This is a genomic window from Cellulomonas flavigena DSM 20109 (assembly GCF_000092865.1).
Lineage (GTDB): Bacteria > Actinomycetota > Actinomycetes > Actinomycetales > Cellulomonadaceae > Cellulomonas > Cellulomonas flavigena.
In genome coordinates this window covers 552,625-569,725 of record NC_014151.1, presented here as the reverse complement: position 1 = coordinate 569,725, position 17,101 = coordinate 552,625, and the positions used below count along the sequence as shown (strand labels likewise).

General features: G+C 76.6%; 14 protein-coding genes, 1 tRNA gene and 1 pseudogene. 10 read left to right on the top strand and 6 right to left on the bottom strand.

Translation table 11 applies throughout. The annotated features are described in order from the left end of the window. Positions 1 to 206: 206 nt before the first annotated feature. The 5 genes from CFLA_RS02685 to CFLA_RS18820 are packed head-to-tail and all read left to right on the top strand — an operon-like array spanning position 207 to position 4,628. The gene (locus CFLA_RS02685) at positions 207 to 845 is read left to right on the top strand and encodes a M15 family metallopeptidase (RefSeq protein WP_245530289.1); all 639 of its coding nucleotides are present in this window, start codon (positions 207 to 209) and stop codon (positions 843 to 845) included. Then, positions 842 to 2,026: an alanine racemase gene (gene alr, locus CFLA_RS02680; RefSeq protein ID WP_013115779.1), complete on the top strand. Its 1,185-nt coding sequence runs from the start codon at positions 842 to 844 to the stop codon at positions 2,024 to 2,026. The genes CFLA_RS02685 and alr overlap by 4 nt, the downstream gene beginning before the upstream one ends. Then, the gene (locus CFLA_RS02675) at positions 2,023 to 3,024 is read left to right on the top strand and encodes a D-alanine--D-alanine ligase family protein (RefSeq protein ID WP_013115778.1); all 1,002 of its coding nucleotides are present in this window, start codon (positions 2,023 to 2,025) and stop codon (positions 3,022 to 3,024) included. The genes alr and CFLA_RS02675 overlap by 4 nt, the downstream gene beginning before the upstream one ends. Further along, positions 3,021 to 4,124, top strand: a complete 1,104-nt coding sequence (locus tag CFLA_RS02670) for an acyltransferase family protein (protein ID WP_013115777.1) — start codon at positions 3,021 to 3,023, stop codon at positions 4,122 to 4,124. The genes CFLA_RS02675 and CFLA_RS02670 overlap by 4 nt, the downstream gene beginning before the upstream one ends. Before the next feature lie 3 nt (positions 4,125 to 4,127). Beyond that, positions 4,128 to 4,628, top strand: a complete 501-nt coding sequence (locus CFLA_RS18820) for a hypothetical protein (protein ID WP_013115776.1) — start codon at positions 4,128 to 4,130, stop codon at positions 4,626 to 4,628. A 267-nt stretch (positions 4,629 to 4,895) separates the two neighbouring features. Here the strand turns inward: CFLA_RS18820 and CFLA_RS02660 are convergent. The 3 genes and pseudogenes from CFLA_RS02660 to CFLA_RS02650 all read right to left on the bottom strand — a co-directional run bounded on the left by CFLA_RS02660 (position 4,896) and on the right by CFLA_RS02650 (position 6,815). After that, positions 4,896 to 5,244: pseudogene (locus CFLA_RS02660) on the bottom strand (UBP-type zinc finger domain-containing protein). Next, on the bottom strand, positions 5,241 to 6,152 hold the full coding sequence (locus CFLA_RS02655; RefSeq protein WP_013115774.1) for a sensor histidine kinase: 912 nt from the start codon (positions 6,150 to 6,152) through the stop codon (positions 5,241 to 5,243). Before CFLA_RS02655 ends, CFLA_RS02660 begins: the two are co-directional and overlap by 4 nt. Positions 6,153 to 6,461: 309 nt before the next feature. Further along, positions 6,462 to 6,815 carry a hypothetical protein gene (locus CFLA_RS02650; protein WP_013115773.1) on the bottom strand — a complete coding sequence of 118 codons (354 nt, stop codon included), beginning with the start codon at positions 6,813 to 6,815 and terminating at the stop codon, positions 6,462 to 6,464. A 162-nt stretch (positions 6,816 to 6,977) separates the two neighbouring features. On the opposite strand from CFLA_RS02650, the gene CFLA_RS02645 reads away from it, so the two are divergent. After that, positions 6,978 to 7,670, top strand: a complete 693-nt coding sequence (locus CFLA_RS02645) for a TetR/AcrR family transcriptional regulator (protein WP_013115772.1) — start codon at positions 6,978 to 6,980, stop codon at positions 7,668 to 7,670. 164 nt (positions 7,671 to 7,834) lie between these two features. On the opposite strand, the gene CFLA_RS02640 is transcribed toward CFLA_RS02645, so the two are convergent. After that, positions 7,835 to 8,206, bottom strand: a complete 372-nt coding sequence (locus CFLA_RS02640) for a pentapeptide repeat-containing protein (protein WP_148234268.1) — start codon at positions 8,204 to 8,206, stop codon at positions 7,835 to 7,837. A gap of 67 nt (positions 8,207 to 8,273) precedes the next feature. Next, positions 8,274 to 8,346: transfer RNA gene (locus CFLA_RS02635), tRNA-Arg, on the bottom strand. Between the two features lie 350 nt (positions 8,347 to 8,696). Here CFLA_RS02635 and CFLA_RS02630 point away from each other — a divergent pair. After that, positions 8,697 to 9,284: a hypothetical protein gene (locus CFLA_RS02630; protein ID WP_013115770.1), complete on the top strand. Its 588-nt coding sequence runs from the start codon at positions 8,697 to 8,699 to the stop codon at positions 9,282 to 9,284. A gap of 30 nt (positions 9,285 to 9,314) precedes the next feature. Here the strand turns inward: CFLA_RS02630 and CFLA_RS02625 are convergent, their stop codons facing one another. After that, complete coding sequence (locus CFLA_RS02625) at positions 9,315 to 11,840, bottom strand: PQQ-dependent sugar dehydrogenase (protein ID WP_013115769.1); 2,526 nt, start codon at positions 11,838 to 11,840, stop codon at positions 9,315 to 9,317. Between the two features lie 134 nt (positions 11,841 to 11,974). Here CFLA_RS02625 and CFLA_RS02620 point away from each other — a divergent pair, with 134 nt between their 5' ends. From CFLA_RS02620 to CFLA_RS02610, 3 genes are all read left to right on the top strand, one after another. After that, positions 11,975 to 12,376: a GNAT family N-acetyltransferase gene (locus tag CFLA_RS02620; RefSeq protein ID WP_043598723.1), complete on the top strand. Its 402-nt coding sequence runs from the start codon at positions 11,975 to 11,977 to the stop codon at positions 12,374 to 12,376. 69 nt (positions 12,377 to 12,445) lie between these two features. Next, positions 12,446 to 13,771, top strand: a complete 1,326-nt coding sequence (locus CFLA_RS02615; RefSeq protein ID WP_013115767.1) for an SWIM zinc finger family protein — start codon at positions 12,446 to 12,448, stop codon at positions 13,769 to 13,771. Continuing rightward, positions 13,768 to 17,073 carry a DUF7824 domain-containing protein gene (locus CFLA_RS02610; RefSeq protein WP_013115766.1) on the top strand — a complete coding sequence of 1,102 codons (3,306 nt, stop codon included), beginning with the start codon at positions 13,768 to 13,770 and terminating at the stop codon, positions 17,071 to 17,073. The genes CFLA_RS02615 and CFLA_RS02610 overlap by 4 nt, the downstream gene beginning before the upstream one ends. Positions 17,074 to 17,101 lie beyond the last annotated feature (28 nt).

Below are 17,101 nucleotides of genomic sequence, written 5' to 3'. Positions count from 1 at the left end.
CTATCCCCCACCTCCGGCCCCACCCCCACCTCCGAGCCCCGGTGGGTGTGCGGGCGGGGTGGGTGGGTCGTACCGCGGGGGGAGGACGGGACGGGCGCGTCCACCCGTGCGGGGAGACGCCGCCCGCGCGTGTGCGTCCCAGGTCGTCGCAGGTCGAGACCGCGGGGGGAACCGCGGACCACACAGCCGCGGCTAGCGTCGTCGGCGTGCCCCTGACCTGCATCGACGCCGTCCTCCTGAGCGACCCGCGCGTGACGGCCGTGCCCGTCGCCGACTGCGGCGAACCGCTCGTCGTCGCCCCCGTGCCGTTGCTGCGCCCGACGCACACCCCCGGTGCGCTGGTGCGGGCCGGTGTCGCGCGGCGCCTCGCGGGCGCGGCGGCCGCCCTGCCACCCGGCGTCCACCTCGTGCTCGCGGAGGGCTGGCGCAGCCCGGCCGCGCAGGCGGAGATCGTCACGCGCTACCGGGCGACCGTGCGCGCGGGCCACGCGGACGCCGACGACCACGAGGTCGAGCGCCTCACGAGCCGGTACGTGTCCCCCGTTGCCGTCGCGCCGCACGTCGCAGGTGCGGCGGTCGACGTCACCCTCGTCGACGACGCGGGCCGCGAGCTCGACCTCGGGTGCCCGCTCGACGCGACGCCCGAGGAGAGCGAAGGGCGCTGCTTCACCGACGCTCCCGTGCCGCCGACCGCACGCGTGCTGCGGACCGCGCTGGCCGAGGCGATGGCGGGCGCAGGATTCGTCAACTACCCCACCGAGTGGTGGCACTGGAGCCACGGCGACCGCTACTGGGCGCTGACCACCTCGCAGCGCGCGGCGGTGTACGGGCCGGTGGCGGCATGAGCGCGACGCTCTGCGAGCCGCGGACCGGGCCCGTCGCGATGCTCGCGGCGACGCGGCCGGTCCTGACCGTGCGGCTCGACGCGGTCGCGCACAACGCGCGCGTCCTTGCGGCCTCGGCGCGGCGGCTCATGGCCGTCGTCAAGGCCGACGGGTTCGGGCTGGGGGCCGCCGACGTCGCGCGCACGGCGCTCGCGCACGGTGCCGACGCGCTGGGCGTGGCGACGCTCGCCGAGGCCGTCGAGCTGCGCACCGCCCGGATCGGCGCACCCCTGCTGAGCTGGCTCGACGCCCCCGGAGCCGACCTGTCCGACGCCGTGCTGCACGGCATCGACGTCGCGGTGCCGAGCCTCGCGCACCTCGAGGCCGCGGTGTCCGCCGGGCGGCGCACGGGCCGCGGCGTCGACGTCCACCTGTACCTCGACTGCGGGACGGCGCGCGACGGCTGCCCACCCGAGACGTGGCCGGCGCTGTGCGCCGCGGCGTGGCGCGCCGAGCTCGCCGGGGCGGTACGCGTCGTCGGCGTCATGGGTCACCTGGCGTGCGCCGCGAGCCTCGACCCGGAGGCCAACACGGACGCCACGGCACGCTTCGCGCACGGTGTCGCGCGGGCGCGCGCCGCCGGTCTGCGCCCGCGGGTCCGGCACCTGGGCGCGACGGCCGCGGTGCTCGGTCTCCCGACGACCCGGTTCGACCTGAGCCGCGTCGGTGCGGGACTGGTGGGCATCGACCCGACCGGCCGGTACCCCGTGCTGCGCGCCGCCGCACAGGTCACGGCCCCGGTCGTGCAGGTCCGCGACGTGGGCGCGGACGTGGGCGTCGGGTACGACCACACGTACCGCACGTCCGCCCCGACGCGGCTGGCCCTGCTGCCGCTCGGCTACGCCGACGGCCTGCCCGTGACCGCGTCGGGGCGCGCCGAGGTGCTCGTCCACGGCCGGCGACGGCCGCTCGCGGGGCGCGTGTCGATGGACCAGGTCGTGGTCGACGTGGGTGACCTTGCCGTGCGCACCGGCGACGTCGTCACGGTCATCGGCACGGGCGAGGATCTCGCACCCACCCTCACCGAGTGGGCCGGCTGGGCGGGCACCCTCCCGCACGAGCTGCTCACCGGGCTGGGCCGCCGTCTCGTGCGGCACGTCGTGCCCGCACCCCCGTCCACCCCCTGCGAGGAGCCCGCGTGACCACCGACCTGCTGCACGACCCCCGCACCTCCCCGACCGTGCCCGTGTGCCGGGTCGCGGTCGTCGGCGGCGGCGCGAACGCCGAGCACGACGTGTCGCTCGCGTCCGCCGCGGCCGTCCGCGCCGCGCTGACACCGTCGCACGACGTCGTCGAGCTGACCGTCGCGCGCGACGGGTCCTGGTGGAGCGGGGGCGACGCGCTGACGTTCGCCCAGGCGGTGGGCCTCGTCGCGGCGTGCGACGTGCTGCTGCCCGCCGTGCACGGCCCGCGCGGCGAGGACGGGACGCTCGCGGCGCTGGCCGACCTCGCCGGCGTCGCGTGCGTCGGGTCGGGGGTGCGGGCGGGCGCGGTCGGCATGGACAAGTGGGTGACCAAGCTGGTCGCGGCCGCGGTGGGGGTCGCCGTCGCCGACGGGCGGCTCGTGCGCGGCGTCGCCGAGGCGTGCGCCGACCCGCGGCTGCCGGCGGTGGTCAAGCCCGTGTCCAGCGGCTCGAGCCACGGGGTGCGCCGCGTGGACACCGTCGAGGACCTCGCCGACGCGGTCGCGGCGGCCCTCGAGCTCGACGACCGCGTGCTCGTGGAGGAGGTCGTCACCGGACGCGAGATCGACGTCGCCGTGCTGCGCCGCGCGGACGGCACCACCCTGGTGTCCCCGGCGCTCGAGATCGGGCACGCGGGGGCCGTCTTCGACACCGCGACCAAGTACGACGGCAGCGCACGGTTCGTCGTCCCCGCACCGCTGGAGCCCGCGGACGCCGAGGCCCTGGCCGCCGCCGCGCTGTCCGTGGTCGACGCCCTGGGCTGCGACGGCGTCGCACGTGCCGACTTCTTCCTCACCGCGCGCGGCCCGGTCCTCAACGAGGTCAACACGATGCCGGGCATGACCGCGCACTCGCAGGTCCCGGTGATGCTCGCCGCGGCCGGGCTGACGTACGCCGAGCTGGTCGCGGAACTGGTCGCACAGGCGCGCGCGCGGCACGCGGCCCGCGCGTCGTGACGGCGCCGGGCGTCCGGGCGACGCGGGCGCCGACCACGGCCCGGACCCGCGTGGCGGCGTGGGACGCGTTACGCGGGGTCGCCGTGGGCCTCGTCATGCTGCGCCACGCGTGGCCCGACGTCTTCCCCGGCGCGGGCGTCGTGGGCGTGGTCATGTTCTTCGCGCTGTCCGGGCACCTCATCACGGGCCTGCTCGTCGACGAGGCGTCGGCGACGGGCCGCGTCGACCTGCGCCGGTTCTGGTGGCGCCGCGCGCGGCGGCTCGTGCCGGCGCTGGTGGTGCTCGTGGCGGGGTTCGTCGTCGTCACGCTGACGCTCGACCCGCTCGACGACGCCGCGACGCTCGGTCGGACGGTCGCGGTGTCGCTCACGTACACCGCGAACGTGCCGCACGTCGGGCTCGTCGGCGTGAGCCCGGCGGTCTACCACCTGTGGACGCTGGCCACCGAGGAGCAGTTCTACGTCGTGTGGCCCCTGGTGGTGCTGCTGGCCGTGCGGGCGCGACGCCTGCGCGCCGGGCTCGTGCTGGCGGCGGTCGTCACGGCGGGGCTGTGCGTGGCGACGGCCTGGTGGTTCCGCGCCGACCCCGACGCGGCGTACCCGCTCGCGACGTCGTGGCTGCTGTGCTTCGTCGTCGGCGCGGCGTGCCGCGTCGCGCAGGACCGGCTGCCCGCCGCCGTCGCCGGGCGGCACGCGGTGGTCGCCGCCGTCACCCTGCTCGCCGCGCTCGTGGTCACCGGCCTGCGCGGGCACGCCGCGACGTACCTGCTCGCAGCCCCGGCCGTCGCCGTCGCGACGTGCGCGCTCGTGCTGGCCGGGCGGCGGCACGTCACCGTGCGGGCCGGGTGGCGCCCGCTCGTCGCGCTCGGTGTCGTCTCCTACGCCGCCTACCTGTGGAACTACCCGCTGACGCTGTGGCTGCGGCCGTCTCTCGGTGACGCGACGGGCCTGGTGGCGCTGCCCGCGACCGTGCTCGCGGCGACCGCGAGCTGGTGGCTGGTGGAGCGGCCGCTGCAGAGACGACGCGGAGGCTCGTCACACCGACCCCGCCGCGTCATGCTGGGTGCAGGGCGTCAGGGGGCGCCTGCAGCGAGGGGGTAGGTCATGACGACGCGACGCGGCACGATCCTCACGGCCGCGGCCCTCGCCCTGGCCGTCGCGGGGTGCGCGGGCAGCGCCGACCCCGGCGCGCAGGACACGCCCACCCCACCCGCCACCGGCCCGTCCACGAGCACGGCGCCCGAGGACCAGCCCGACGCCGAGCCCGACAGCGCACCGACCCCGGCCCCGGCCGTCGCGACCGTCCGGCCCGGCGCACCGGACGGCGTCACGGGCGAGGACGTCGCAGCCGTCGCGGGCGACGACCCGCGGGAGCTGCAGGTCGTCACGTTCGGCAGCAGCACGTGCCCCGTCGTCCCGACCGACGTCACGTGGGACGCAGGTGCGGACGTCCTGCGCATCACCCTGAGCGGCACCGACGAGTACACCCGCCCCTGCACGATGGACCTCGTCCCCACCACCAGCGTCGTCGAGCTGCCCGACGACGCCCCGGACGCGTCCGGGCTCACGGTCGACCTCCGCACGGGGACGACCGTCGTGCCCTGACCCACGAGCCACCCGCTCCCGCCGTATCACGGGGGCGCGGGTCGCCCTCATGGAGGCGTGGGCGGACGAGGGTCGTCGGCAGGTCCCGGCCGTGAGGTGGTCATGAGGACGACATCGGTGCACGCCCCGGTAGCGCCTTCGTCCCGCTGCCGGCACCGCTCGGCGCGAGCGCGCCGAACGTCTGCGCCGCGTGGGTCGTGAGGTGACGACGCCCCGGCCGGCCCCGAGGAGGGGCGGGGCCGGCCGGGAGCACCACCTCGGCGGTGGTCAGCGGTGGATGCGGTCCCACCAGTCCGCCGGGACCCGCCCCGCGGGACCGGGCGCCGGCTGGTCGGCGGGGTGCGCGACGGGTGGGGCGAGCTCCGGGCCCTCCCCGTACGCCCCCCGCGGCGTAGTCCCACCACCAGTCCTCGCCGGGCTCGTAGGAGCGGACCAGCGGGTGGCCCGTCGCGCGCCAGTGGGCCGTCGCGTGCTGCGAGGGCGAGGAGTCGCAGCAGCCGACGTGCCCGCCCGCGGCGCAGCGACGCAGGTGCACCCACCAGCCGCCGGCGGCCTCGCAGTCGAGGCAGCCGGGGCCGCTGGGCGGGACGGTCGGGTCGATCGCGGGCGTGGTCATGCGGGCACCTCCGGGTCGGGCGCGGGTGGGGTGGCGGAGACGTCACCGGCCAGCGGCAGCCGGACGAGGAACCGCGTGTCCCCCGGCACCGAGCGCACGGACAGGTCGCCGTGGTGCTTGGTGACGACGATGCGCCACGCGATGTCCAGGCCCAGGCCGGTGCCGGAGCCCACGGGCTTGGTGGTGAAGAACGGCTCGAACACCCGGTCGACGATCTCGGGTGGGATGCCCGGGCCCGTGTCGGCGATCTCGACCTCGAGGCGGTCGTCGACGCGGCGCGTGGTGAGCGTCAGCGTGCCGTGGCCGTCCATGGCCTGCGCGGCGTTGTCGACCAGGTTGGTCCACACCTGGTTGAGCTCGGCACCGTAGACGTGCACGGGAGGCAGCGTGCGGTCGTAGTGCGTGACGACGTCGATGCCGTCGAGGCGCCGGTCGAGCATCGTCAGTGTCGAGTCGAGGAGGTCGTGCACGTCGAGGGTCTGGTCCGGTGCGCGGCCGATCTGCGAGTACTGCTTGGCGGCGCCGACGAGCGACGAGATGCGTGACGTCGCGTCCTCGACGTCGTTCATCAGCTGCTCGGTCTCCAGCGCGTACCCGAGCCAGCGCACGGCGTCCTCGAGGATCCCGGGCGCGACGGCGTCGGCGACGCGGTCGAGCCACTCGGGGTCCAGACGTGCCGTGACGAAGGTCGGTGCGAGGTCCCAGCCGCCGGCGATGCCGTGCGCGTCGAGCCAGTCGGTCACCGCGTCCTCCGCGTCGGCGCGCCCCAGCGCGGTCGGCGGCGGCGGCGCGCCGGGCGCGCGGGACTTGGCCAGCGCCTCGACGGCCTGCTCCTGCAGGTCGACGAGGGTGCCGAGCGTCGTCGCGTCGTACGGGCCGCTCGCGATCATCGCGAGCTTGTGCCGCATGCCGGCGACGCGCTCGCGGAGCGCGGCGGTCGCGCGGTTGGCCGCGGTGGTCGGCGAGCAGGAGCGCCACCTGCTCGCCCCGCAGCTTGAGCTCGCGGCACGCGTCGAGCGCGTCGGGCCCGGACTCGGCCCGCACCACGCGGTAGGCGTCGCCGTAGCGGCGGCGCAGGTCACGCGCGACGGCACGCGACACGGCGGGGTCGTCGTCGACGGTGACGAGGGCGGGGCGGGCTGCTGCGTCAGGTGCCACACGGACCTCCGTGCTCGGCGATCGCGACGGCCACAGTCTGCGCCCGGTCGGGGTCGGTGTCACCCGTTCCGTCCCGGTCCGCCCTGGCGCCAGGCGAGCCAGCCGCGGCACAGGACGTAGGCGGCGGCCGTCGACACGGTCACGGTCAGGTCGACGAGCGCCGTCGTCGGCGCGTCGGTGAGGTCCCACCGCACGAGGCAGAAGACCGTGATCGCCGCCTTGTGGAACAGCAGGAGCTCCCACAGGCCGGGGTGGCGGCGTGGCGCGACCGCGAGGACCGTCCAGATGCCGGCGAAGACGAGGTAGGCGAGCGTGCGCCACGTCTCGCTGATGAGGCGGTCGTCGCTCACGCCCGCGGTGACGACCACGCCGCTGGCGAAGGCGAGGACGGCCGCGACGGCGTTGGCGGCCATGACGACCCGGCCGATGCGGTCGGCGCGGGGGGGTGGCGCGGGCGGGGGCGGGGAGGGTGGTGGTCATGTCGGCGCGCCTTCCAGTGATACGCAATACCGTCTGTTACGGCCCATCACTGTAGTCGCGGGACGTCAGTTTGGCAACGGGACTACACTCCCCCCATGCCTGCGCACGCCCCGGCCACCCCCGTCGCCCGTCGCGAACGACTGCGGCAGCAGACCGTCGACGAGATCAAGGCGCACGCGTTCGCCCTGGTCGACGCGGGCGGCGCGCAGGAGGTCACGATCGCGTCGGTCGGCAAGGCCATGGGCCTGACCCCGCCGGCGCTCTACCGCTACTTCGCGTCGCGCGAGGCGCTGGTTGCGGCACTCGTCGTGGACGCGTACGCCGACCTGGGCGCGACCGTCGCGCGGGCCGCGCAGGACGCCGCCGACCAGGGCGCCGCCGAGCGCGTGCGCCGCATGCTCGGCACGTACCGCGACTGGGCGCTCGCGCACCCCCGCCGCTACACCCTGCTGTTCTCCGACCGGACGCGCGACGTCCCCGACTCCCCCGACGGGGTCGCCGCCGTCAACGTCGGCATGCTGCCGCTGCTCGTCACACTGGGCGAGATCGCACCCGGCGCCCCGGACGACGCCTCACCTCTCGGCGAGGGTCTGCGGCGCTGGGCCGAGGCGATCGGCGGACCCGCCGACCTGTCGCCGGCGACGCTCCGGCTCGCCGTCCTCGCCTGGTCCCGCGTCCACGGCCTCGTGTCCCTCGAGATCACCGGCGCCCTCGACGGCATGGGGCTCGACGCGGGCACTCTCGTCGCAACGGAGATCGAGCATCTGGTCGAGGCGGCGAACCGGTAGCGGGAGGCAGGGACCTCCGCGGCCTGCGGCCGGCCCGCCGTCAGCCGTCGTGCCGGCGCCGGTCCGGCAGCGGGGTGCTCGCGGTGGCGTCGTCGGCGACAGCCAGGTGGGAGCCCGCGTCGGCCAGGGCGGCGACGAGCTCTGAGACGGGCCGCCGGCCGTCGTCACCGGCCCTGACCCGCCTTCGCCAGGTCGGCACCGGCGAGCTCGGCCCCGCGCAGGTCGGCACCGGCGAGCTCGGCCCCGCGCAGGTCGGCACCGGCGAGCTCGGCCCCGCGCAGGTCGGCGCCCGCGAGCACCGCCCCGTGCAGGTCCGCGTCGCGCAGGTCGGCGTCGCGCGGGTCGACGTCCGTGAGGTCGGCCTCGGTCAGGTCCGCACCGCGCAGGTCGGCGTCGCGCAGGTCCCGCGCGCCCGGGGGTGCGTCGGCCAGGTCGAGACGGGTGCCGTCCGCGCCCTGGTTGGCCAGCCACGTGGCGTGCGCGCGCAGACGGGCTGCCAGGTCGTCCGCCATCGGTGCGTCCCGCGTCGTCGTCACGGCCGCCACGATCTCACCACGGGACGACGAGGGCCCGGCACCTTCGCGGTGCCGGGCCCTCGATCTGCGCGCCCGAAGGGACTCGAACCCCCAACCTTCTGATCCGTAGTCAGATGCTCTATCCATTGAGCTACGGGCGCACGGCCCTCGCGGGCCGTCCAGAACGATACAGGTCCGACGCCCGGACCCCAAACCCGATAGGTGCGTCGTCCGCCACACCTCGTGACGCGAGCACCCCCAGCCCCCGGCGGCCGCGGCGTACCGACAGGTAAGCCGCCGTTCGGGGCGCGCGTCACCCGTGCACGCTCGGCCGTCCGGGTGGCATGTCACGGCGGGTCGACCATGCAGTGCTCCGGTGTGTCACGGTGACGCCCGCGACGGGGTCCGACGGCGTCCCCGCACGTCACGAGCATCAGGAGGCACGGTTGACCGGCCGTCACGAGCGCCACGGCACCCCCGCACGGGGGCACGCCGACCCCGGGGCTGTGACATGAGCGCGCGGGAGGTGCACGACGCGCTGCACGGGTGGGCGGCCCGGCTGGTGTCGCTGGGCGCGGTCGTCGTCACCCGGCTCCGGCCAGGCCTGACGTGGGCCGAGGCGCGGGAGGTCGGCGGGCTGCACGGCTACGACCTGACGGAGGAGGTCGCCGCGCTGTGGACATGGCGGGACGGGGTGGGAGCGAGACCAGGGCGCGCGCCCGCACACCTCGCACCCGGCCAGGACTTCGCCACCCTCGACGAGAGCCTGCGCCGCTCGCGGGAGTACCTGGCGGCGTCCCGGGCCGAGGAGCGCGCCGGCACCGCCGGCACGCCGTGGCAGCCGCACTGGGTGGTCGCCGTGCACGGGCACGCGAACCCGCTGGTCCTCGACGGGTCACGACCCGGCCCGGAGACGTTCCGGCACGACGCGCAGGCCGACCCGCTCGTCGTCGCGCGCTCGACCCTCCCCCAGCGCATCGCGCGCTGGCACGACATGCTCGACACCGGCACGTGGCGCATCGCCCCCGACGGGACGTGGGACGTGGACCTTTCCCACCTCACCGAGGTCCCGCACCAGGCGCGGACGGACGTGACCTGACCGCCCGGCCGAGAGCCGCGCGTCGGCGTCTCAGCTCGGTCGCAGCCGGTCCGCCGGGACGATCTGCCACGGCTGCGACGCGCTCCACCAGCGCAGCTGCATCGTCGCGTCGCCGGTGCTGTCGTAGTACTCGATGCGGATCGGCGTCGCCCGGCCGGCCGCGAGCGTGACGGTCCCGGTGTGGACCTGCTCGGTGTGCGCGGCCCACTTGTTGACGACCTGCCGGCCGTCGACCCACAGGCGCACGCCCTCGTCGCTCGTGGTCGCGAACCGGTAGAGCTCGGAGTAGCGCGGCACGATCGTGCCGGTCCACCGCACCGAGAACGTGTCGGCCCCGATGCCGGAGACCGGCGCGCCGGTGCCCCAGCGGAAGCTGATCGTGGGGTCGACGCGCGTGACGCTCGCGCCCGTGAGGTCCGCGTCGTCGAAGTACGTGCCGAGCAGACCGCCGCTCTGGGCGGCGAGCGTCGCGGTGAGGGTCGCCGCGCTCGACGGCGTCCGCCACGTGCGCGTCGCGGACGTCGACCCGTCGGACCACCGCGACAGGACGTACGGCACACCCTGGGCGTCGGTCTGCGCCGGCACGCCGAGCTGCAGGTCGTAGCCCGCCCACGACGTGAGGGTGGTCGGGCCGGTGATCGTCTCGCCGTTGACCGTGAGCGTGCGGCCGGCCGGTGAGGTGGCGAGGGTGACGTCGACCTTGCGGGGCTGCAGGTCACGCGTGACCGTCGTCGAGACGCCCTGGGAGTCGGTGGCCGTGAGGCTGACGCGCAGGTAGCTGTTGCCGGCGGCCAGCAGGTCCTCCGGGCCGGGCGCGGTGAACGACGTGCTCGTGCCGGTCACGGGCCCGAGGAACGGGTGCGTGTGCGCGTCGTGGACGCGGATGACGGTCCAGCTCAGGCGCGAGCCCGCGAGCGTGCCGTCCTGCGCGTCCGTCGCCGAGCCCGTCAGACGGATCGTGTCGCCGACCGTGAACGTCGCGCCCGCGGCAGGCGAGGACATCGTCACGGCGGGCGCGGTGTTGCCCGAGCTGATGGCGACGGTCACGGGTTGGGACGTCGCACCCGCGGCGTCACGGACGCGCAGGGTCGCGGTCCAGCTCCCCGCGGCGTACGTGTGGCGCACGGTCGGGGTCGTCGTGGTCGCGCTCGCCGACCCGTCGCCGAAGCTCCACAGGTAGGTGAGCGCGTCGCCGTCCGGGTCGCTGCTGGGTGAGCCGTCGAGCGTCGTCGTCAGCGGCGCCGGGCCCGTCGCGGGGCTCGCGGTGACCGCGGCCGTCGGCACGCGGTTCGCGGTGCCCGTGTACGCGATCCGCCGGACCTCGCCCCCGTTCGTGTACGTCGTGTAGTAGAGCGCCTGGCCCCCGGCGTGCGGCCCGAACTCCAGGTGGACCGCGCCACCCAGCCCCGTCGCGAGGTTCGTCCGCACGCCGTCCTTGAGCATCATGATCCGGCCGCACACGTAGTCGGCGAACAGGTACGCGCGGTCGTACGTCGCGGGCCAGGCGCCGTTCGGCACGAACGCGCCGCCGGTGATGGAGCCGCACCCGGTCGAGTGGCTGTAGTCGTGGACGGGGTCGGTCATGCCCGCGGGCGTCGCGGCGCCGCAGCTCGACGCCGAGCCCGTCTGCGCGCAGTGGCCCTCGCGCGCCGGCCACCCGTAGTCGGCGCCCGACGTGCCGAGGTCGATCTCCTCCCAGACGTTCTGCCCGACGTCGTTGACGTGGAAGACCGTGCCGGAGGCGTTCGGGTCGAACGCGAATCGGAACGGGTTGCGCAGGCCCCAAGCGAACGTCTCCTGGCAGATCGTCCCCGCGGGCGCCGGGGCGAGCCGGCAGGTCGCGGTCCCCGTGCCGGTGAACGGGTTGCCGGGCGCGGGCGCGCCCGTGGTCCGCACCACGCGCAGGATCTTCCCGTTGAGGATGTTGCGGTCCCGCGCGGCGTCGTTGCGGCCGGCGCAGCCGCTGTCCCCCGCGTAGTCGCAGCTCGCGTCACCCGTGCTGACGTACAGGTAGCCGTCCTTGCCGACGTGCAGGTCACCGGCGTTGTGGTTGCCGTCGACCGTGTAGATGCCGTCGAGCAGGATCGTCTCGCTCGACGGGTCGACCGTGTTGTCGTCACGCAGCACGAACCGCGAGACGCGGTTGGTCGGGGCGCCCGACGGGTTGGAGCGCTGGCTCGTGGGGCACGACGAGCTCGTGCCGCGTGCCGTGTAGAAGAGGTAGATCGCGCGCGTCGACGGGTCCGGGTCGACCGCCACGCCCAGCAGACCGCGCTCGGCGTTGGTGCACAGCCGGCTCGACAGGTCCAGCGCGGGCGTCGACAGCAGCGTGCCCGCCGCCGTCCGCACGAGGAGCCTGCCGCCCTGCGTCGCGACGAGCATGCGCCCGTCGGCGGTGAACGCCAGCGCCGTCGGGCTCGGGACGTCCGCGACCTTCGCGTCGGTGAACCCGCTGGGCACTGTGGCCGCGGTGGCCGGTGACGGCGCCCCCACGGTCAGGCCGGCGACCGCCAGCACCCCCACGACGACCTGCGCGACCCGACGCATGTGACGCATGTGCGACCCCCTGTGCCCCGCCGGGCGCCCGCGGCGGCGCTCGGTGGGTCCGAGCATGACGGTCGGGATGGTCGGACGCAACGGGCGCATCGGTCAGGCGCCGCAGGAGCGCCGCCGTGCGTCAGGCTGGGGGCGTGCGCACGCCCGACCTGCGCGTCCGGTACGACGTGGACGACGCCGCTCTCACCCGCCTGCACGCGCGCGCGTTCGCCGCGCCCGTGCCCGCCGCCCCGACCCCCTGGGCCGCGCGCCTCGACCGGCACAGCGTGACGTGGGTCGGCGCGTTCCACGACGACGCGCTCGTGGGGTTCGTGCACGCATGCTGGGACGGCGGTGCGCACGCGTTCCTCCTCGACGCCGTCGTCGACCCCGACCACCAGGGCTGCGGCACAGGCACCCGGCTCGTCGCGCGCCTGCTCGAGGAGGTGCGTGCCGCGGGCTGCGAGTGGCTCCACGTCGACTGCGAGGTGCACCTCGAGGGCTTCTACCGGGCGTGCGGGTTCGCGCCGACGACGGCAGGGCTGCTGCGGCTCTGACGCGCCCGCACGGGTGGTCCGTGCGCCCGCGCGGCTGCGGTGTCACCGCCCGCTCCTAGACTCCACGCCGTGACCAGCCGCACGTTCGCGCGCCCCTCGCGCCTGGGGGCCGACGGCCTGGTCCTGGGCCTCGCGCCCGCGCTCACGCCCGCCGGCCTCGACCCGGACCCGAGCTTCTGCCACGGGTTCGCCGCGCACCCGCAGGTCCTCGCGCGCGGGCTCGTCACGCTCGCCGACGTCACCGCGACCCGGTACTTCCAGCCCACGCCCACCGACCTGCGCGACCCCGTGCTCACCGCGCACGGCGACCGGCTGCGCGCCGAGTGCTTCTCCGCCTGCAGCACCGTCTACGCGCGCCTCGACCTGCTGCCCGACGCGTTCGACTCCGGCACGCTCGGGCACGGCACGACGAACGTCGACCTCGGCGCCGCGACGCGCGCGGCGCTCACCCACGTGGGGCGGGGCCGGCTGCTGCACCTCGACGTGGGCCGGGGCGGGCTGACCGTGTCGAGCCCCGAGGGGACGCACGTCGAGCGGCCCGTGCAGATGCCGGGACGCTGGGTGCGCGCACTGGGCAACGTCGCCGAGCTGCACCACGGCCTGCCGCACGCGTTCACGGTCGGCGCCGTGGGTGCGCGCGCGTTCCTCGCGGCGCTGCCGGCGGCGACGAGCGGCGGCCGCAGCGGCTGGCTCGTGGCGTCGCGGGACGCCGTGCGCGTCGCACCGCGCACCGCTCCCGGAGGTGTCCACGTGGCCGGGCTGCACCGGCTCAGCGCCGCGAAGCGCCTGCTCACGCACGTCACCGGCCTGGCCGTGCACGGCACCACCGAGCCCGGGCCGGCGGTCGTCGAGCTGACGCTGCCGGGCGCGCGGCTCGTGCTGGGGCTCACCGGCGAGGCGTGGCGCGGGCACTCCGGCGAGGGGTCGCTGCTGTCCGCGCTCGCCGGCGCGACGGTCGCCGAGGACGCCGACCTGGTCGCCGCGCAGCTCGCGTTCGAGCCCGTCGTGGACGTCGCACGCCTCGCCCGCGGTGCCGGGCTCGACGAGCCGCGCGTCCGGGCCGCGCTCGCCGTCCTGGCCGCCGACGGGCGCATCGGCTGGGACGTCCACGACGACGCGTGGTTCCACCGCGAGCTCCCGCACGACCCGGCGCGCGTCGAGAAGGACAACCCGCGGCTCGTCGGTGCGCGTCGCCTGGTCGCCGACGGCAAGGTCACGCCCGACGGCGACGCGTGGACCGTCCGCCGCCGCACGGGCGACGGGCCGGACTACCGCGTCACGCGCGATGCCGGCGGGGCCCGCTGCACGTGCCCCTGGTACCTGCGGCACGGCACCGGGCGCGGCCCGTGCGCGCACGTGCTCGCCGTCGACATCGCCACCCAGGAGAGTGCATGAGCGCCACCCCCGCCCTGCTCGCGGCCGTCGAGGTGTTCCGGGTGCTCGGCTGGGCCGACGCCGACCGGCAGGACGCACCCGGCCTGCCGGTCGGCACGCCCGAGCAGCAGCGCGTGGCACGCGAGGGCCTCTCCCGCGGTGACTGGGGCGAGTGGGGGCAGCTCGACGAGCGGACCTACGGGTGGAAGAGCTGGGTCGACGTCGACGAGTGGCTGCTCACCCTGTTCGCGGTGCGCGTCGGCGTCGACGCCGCCCGGAGCGCGCGGCTCCTGCGCGCGCGGCCCGTCGACGACGACCTCATGACCCACCTGCTCGCGCCGCGCGGACCGGTGTTCGCGCGGACGTTCGTGCGTGCGGCGTACCAGCCGACGCGACGGGCGTGGGAGCACAGCACGACCGCGCTCGCCGGGCCGGTGGTGCGGCTCGTCGACCTGCACGACCTGCCCGTGCCCGACGACGTGGACTACCTGCGCGACTGGGCCGTGTACGCCGCGGGAGCGCTCACCGGCGAGGCCGGGGGCGACCTGTACCCCGCGACCCGCGGCTGGGCACCGCCGCAGAGCATCACCCGGCGGCTGCCCGAGCACGTGCGCGCGGCCGTCGCCGCCGGTGTGCCGGCCACCGGGCCGTTCGGCGTGGTGCTGCCGGCCGCCGTCGAGCAGGGCCTGGTCGACCGTGACGAGGCCGTGGACCTCGCGCTCGCGGCGCTCGACGCCGCGACGCGCCCCGGTGACCGCAAGGCGTGGACGCAGGCGCTGACCGGCACGCTCGCGATCACGGACGCCGAGGTCGTGTCGCGTGCCGACGCGCTGGTGCCGGTGCTCGCGCACGGCGAGGCGCCGGTGGTCGCGGCGTTCGCACCCCGGCTCGTCGCGGGGGTCGACGACGGCACGCTCGCGGACGTCCTGGTGGCGGCGCTGACGGTGCGCACCAAGGCGGTCCTGCGCACGCTGCTGACGGCGGCCGCCGCGCGGCCCCGCCCGGACGCCGCGACGCGCGAGGTCGTCGCGCCGCTCGTCGTGCCCCACGCGACGGGACCGGACCGGACGCTCGCGCGGGCAGCGCAGGAGCTCGTGGCGGCGTGGGAGCTCAAGGTCGAGGAGGCACCGGACGACCTCCACGACGACCGGGTCGTGCGATGGCGCCCGACGCCGCCGGTGTGGCAGGTGCCGCGCTTCGACGTCGGGGAGGTGAGCGGCGCGGCGCTGACGGCCGCGGCCGCCGCGCTCACGGGACGCCCCGACGAGGGCACCGACGTCGAGGTCGACCGGTTCCTGGCGCTGGCCAACGCGGTGGCGGCCACGGACCGGGACACCGCGCGCACAGCCCTCGGCGGCGTGCGTGCCACGGCCGTACCGGGCCTCGCGTCGGTCGCCGCGTGGGTCGCCGGCACGCCCGGGCCGTGGCTGGACCGTGCCCGCACCGGGGGCCTGCGAGACATCACGTACGATCCGTCGGACGCCCGCGAGGCGGCGGTCCTGCAGCGCCTCGGTGAGGTGCCGGTGCTGCTGTCGACGCCCACGTGGGTGGACCTGCGGATCGACCCCGCGGACCTCGTGGAGCGTCTGCGCGCGTACGTGTCCGCCGCGGCCGTCGTCAGCGAGGCCGACCTGCAGCTCGCGGCGCTGCGGTGCGACGTCGCTCTCACGACCGACGAGACCGTCGCGGCGCTCGAGGACCTCCCCGTGCCGGTCGTCCTGCAGTCGGGCGCGCTCACCGCGCGCACGGCCGGCCCGACCCTCGCCGCCTACCTGCGCGACCCGCTCCGCGAGCCGTCCCTGGAGGTCCACGGGCGGCGGCGTCACTGGCAGGTCGGGCCCACCCCGGTCCCGGCGGCGCTGCGCGGGCTGCCCCCGCGCCTCCGGACCGTGGACTGGCTGTGGCGCCTGGACATGGCGCAGCACCCCACGTGGGGCGACGCGGCGTCGTCGAAGGTGGACGCCCACGGCGAGCCCGGCTCCGGGCTGGTCCTGCGCCAGCTCGCCCGGCGCGCCGCCCCGCTGACCCCGGGCCTCGCGGTCAACGTGATCGGCGCGCTGCGCAACCTCCACCCGGCCGCCGTCGCGGACGCCACCCTCGCCGTGCGCGAGGCCTGGGAGCGCGGGCTGCTGCGCCCCGGCGTCGCCGACGTCCGGCTGCTCGGCTGGGAGGAGACGCCCACGCAGCTCGCGGCGTTCGCACGCGTGTGCCGCGAGCTCGCGGACGAGGGGCTCCTCTCGGTGGTGTGGCCGCTGCTCGACGACCTGCTGCAGGTCGCGGTCGCCGCGCCCCGGCTGCCCCCCGGCACGTCGGACCTCGCCGAGGCGGTCCGGACGCTGCTGCCGGACGTCGAGCGGGCCGTCACCGCGGGCGACGCGGCACCGGACGTGCTCGCGCTACCGGGCACGCGCACCCTGGCCGCACGCGGCGGGACGTCACGCGCGGTGGTCGCGGCGCGCGCCGTCGTCGACCGGCTGCCCGCCGTGGCACCGGACGACGCGCCCGCTCCCGTCGCCCCGCCGGCGGGCCCCGCGTTCGACGACGTCTGGCCCGCCGACGCCGGGACTCGCCCCGCGATCGAGGACGGCGCGACCGTCCGGGCGACGTGGGTGCGGCGCAACGCGTCGCAGCGGCTCCTCTCCCTCGAGCTCACGCTGCCCGACGGCGACACGTACCGGGTGCTGAAGACCTGGTACTACGACGTCACGTCCGAGGGGCAGTGCGCTGCGCAGTCGCCGCAGGCCGTCGCGGCGGACGGCGGCGTCGACGCGTGGCTGCGCTGGGACCCGGGCTCCGGGCGCCTCGTCGTCGCGGCGCACCGCAACGACGCGGCCGGCACGAACTCTCCCAGCGAGCTCCCGCGCGCCCCGCTGAGCACCGCGCTGGTCGCCGTGCTCCTCGCGGGGGGCTGCGGCGACGACGGCCAGTACCACCTGCACGACGCGATCGGCGAGGGGCTGCTCGGCTCCGCCGGGGTGCGCGCCGCGATCCGTGCGCTGCTCGCCAGTCCCGACGTCGACCCCGCACGCCTGGCCCGCCTCACCGTCAAGGACGCGGCGACCCTGCCGGTGCTGTGGCCGGTGCTCGTCGAGGGCGTCCGGCACGCCGCCGCCCTGCCCGCGGCGCCGCGCTGGCTGCCGCGCGTGCTCGACGCCGCGACGCACCACGCCCCGCTGCTGCGCGAGGCCGCGGCCCGCGGCCTGCTGCCTGCCGACGCCGCCACGTGGCCCGGTCTCGCCGACCTCGCCGCCCGGCCCGCCACCAACGCCGGAGCCCGCAAGGCGCGCGTGCTGGCAGCGGCGCTCGGGCTCGCCGACGGGTGAGGAACGGCGAAGGCCCGGTCCTGGTGGA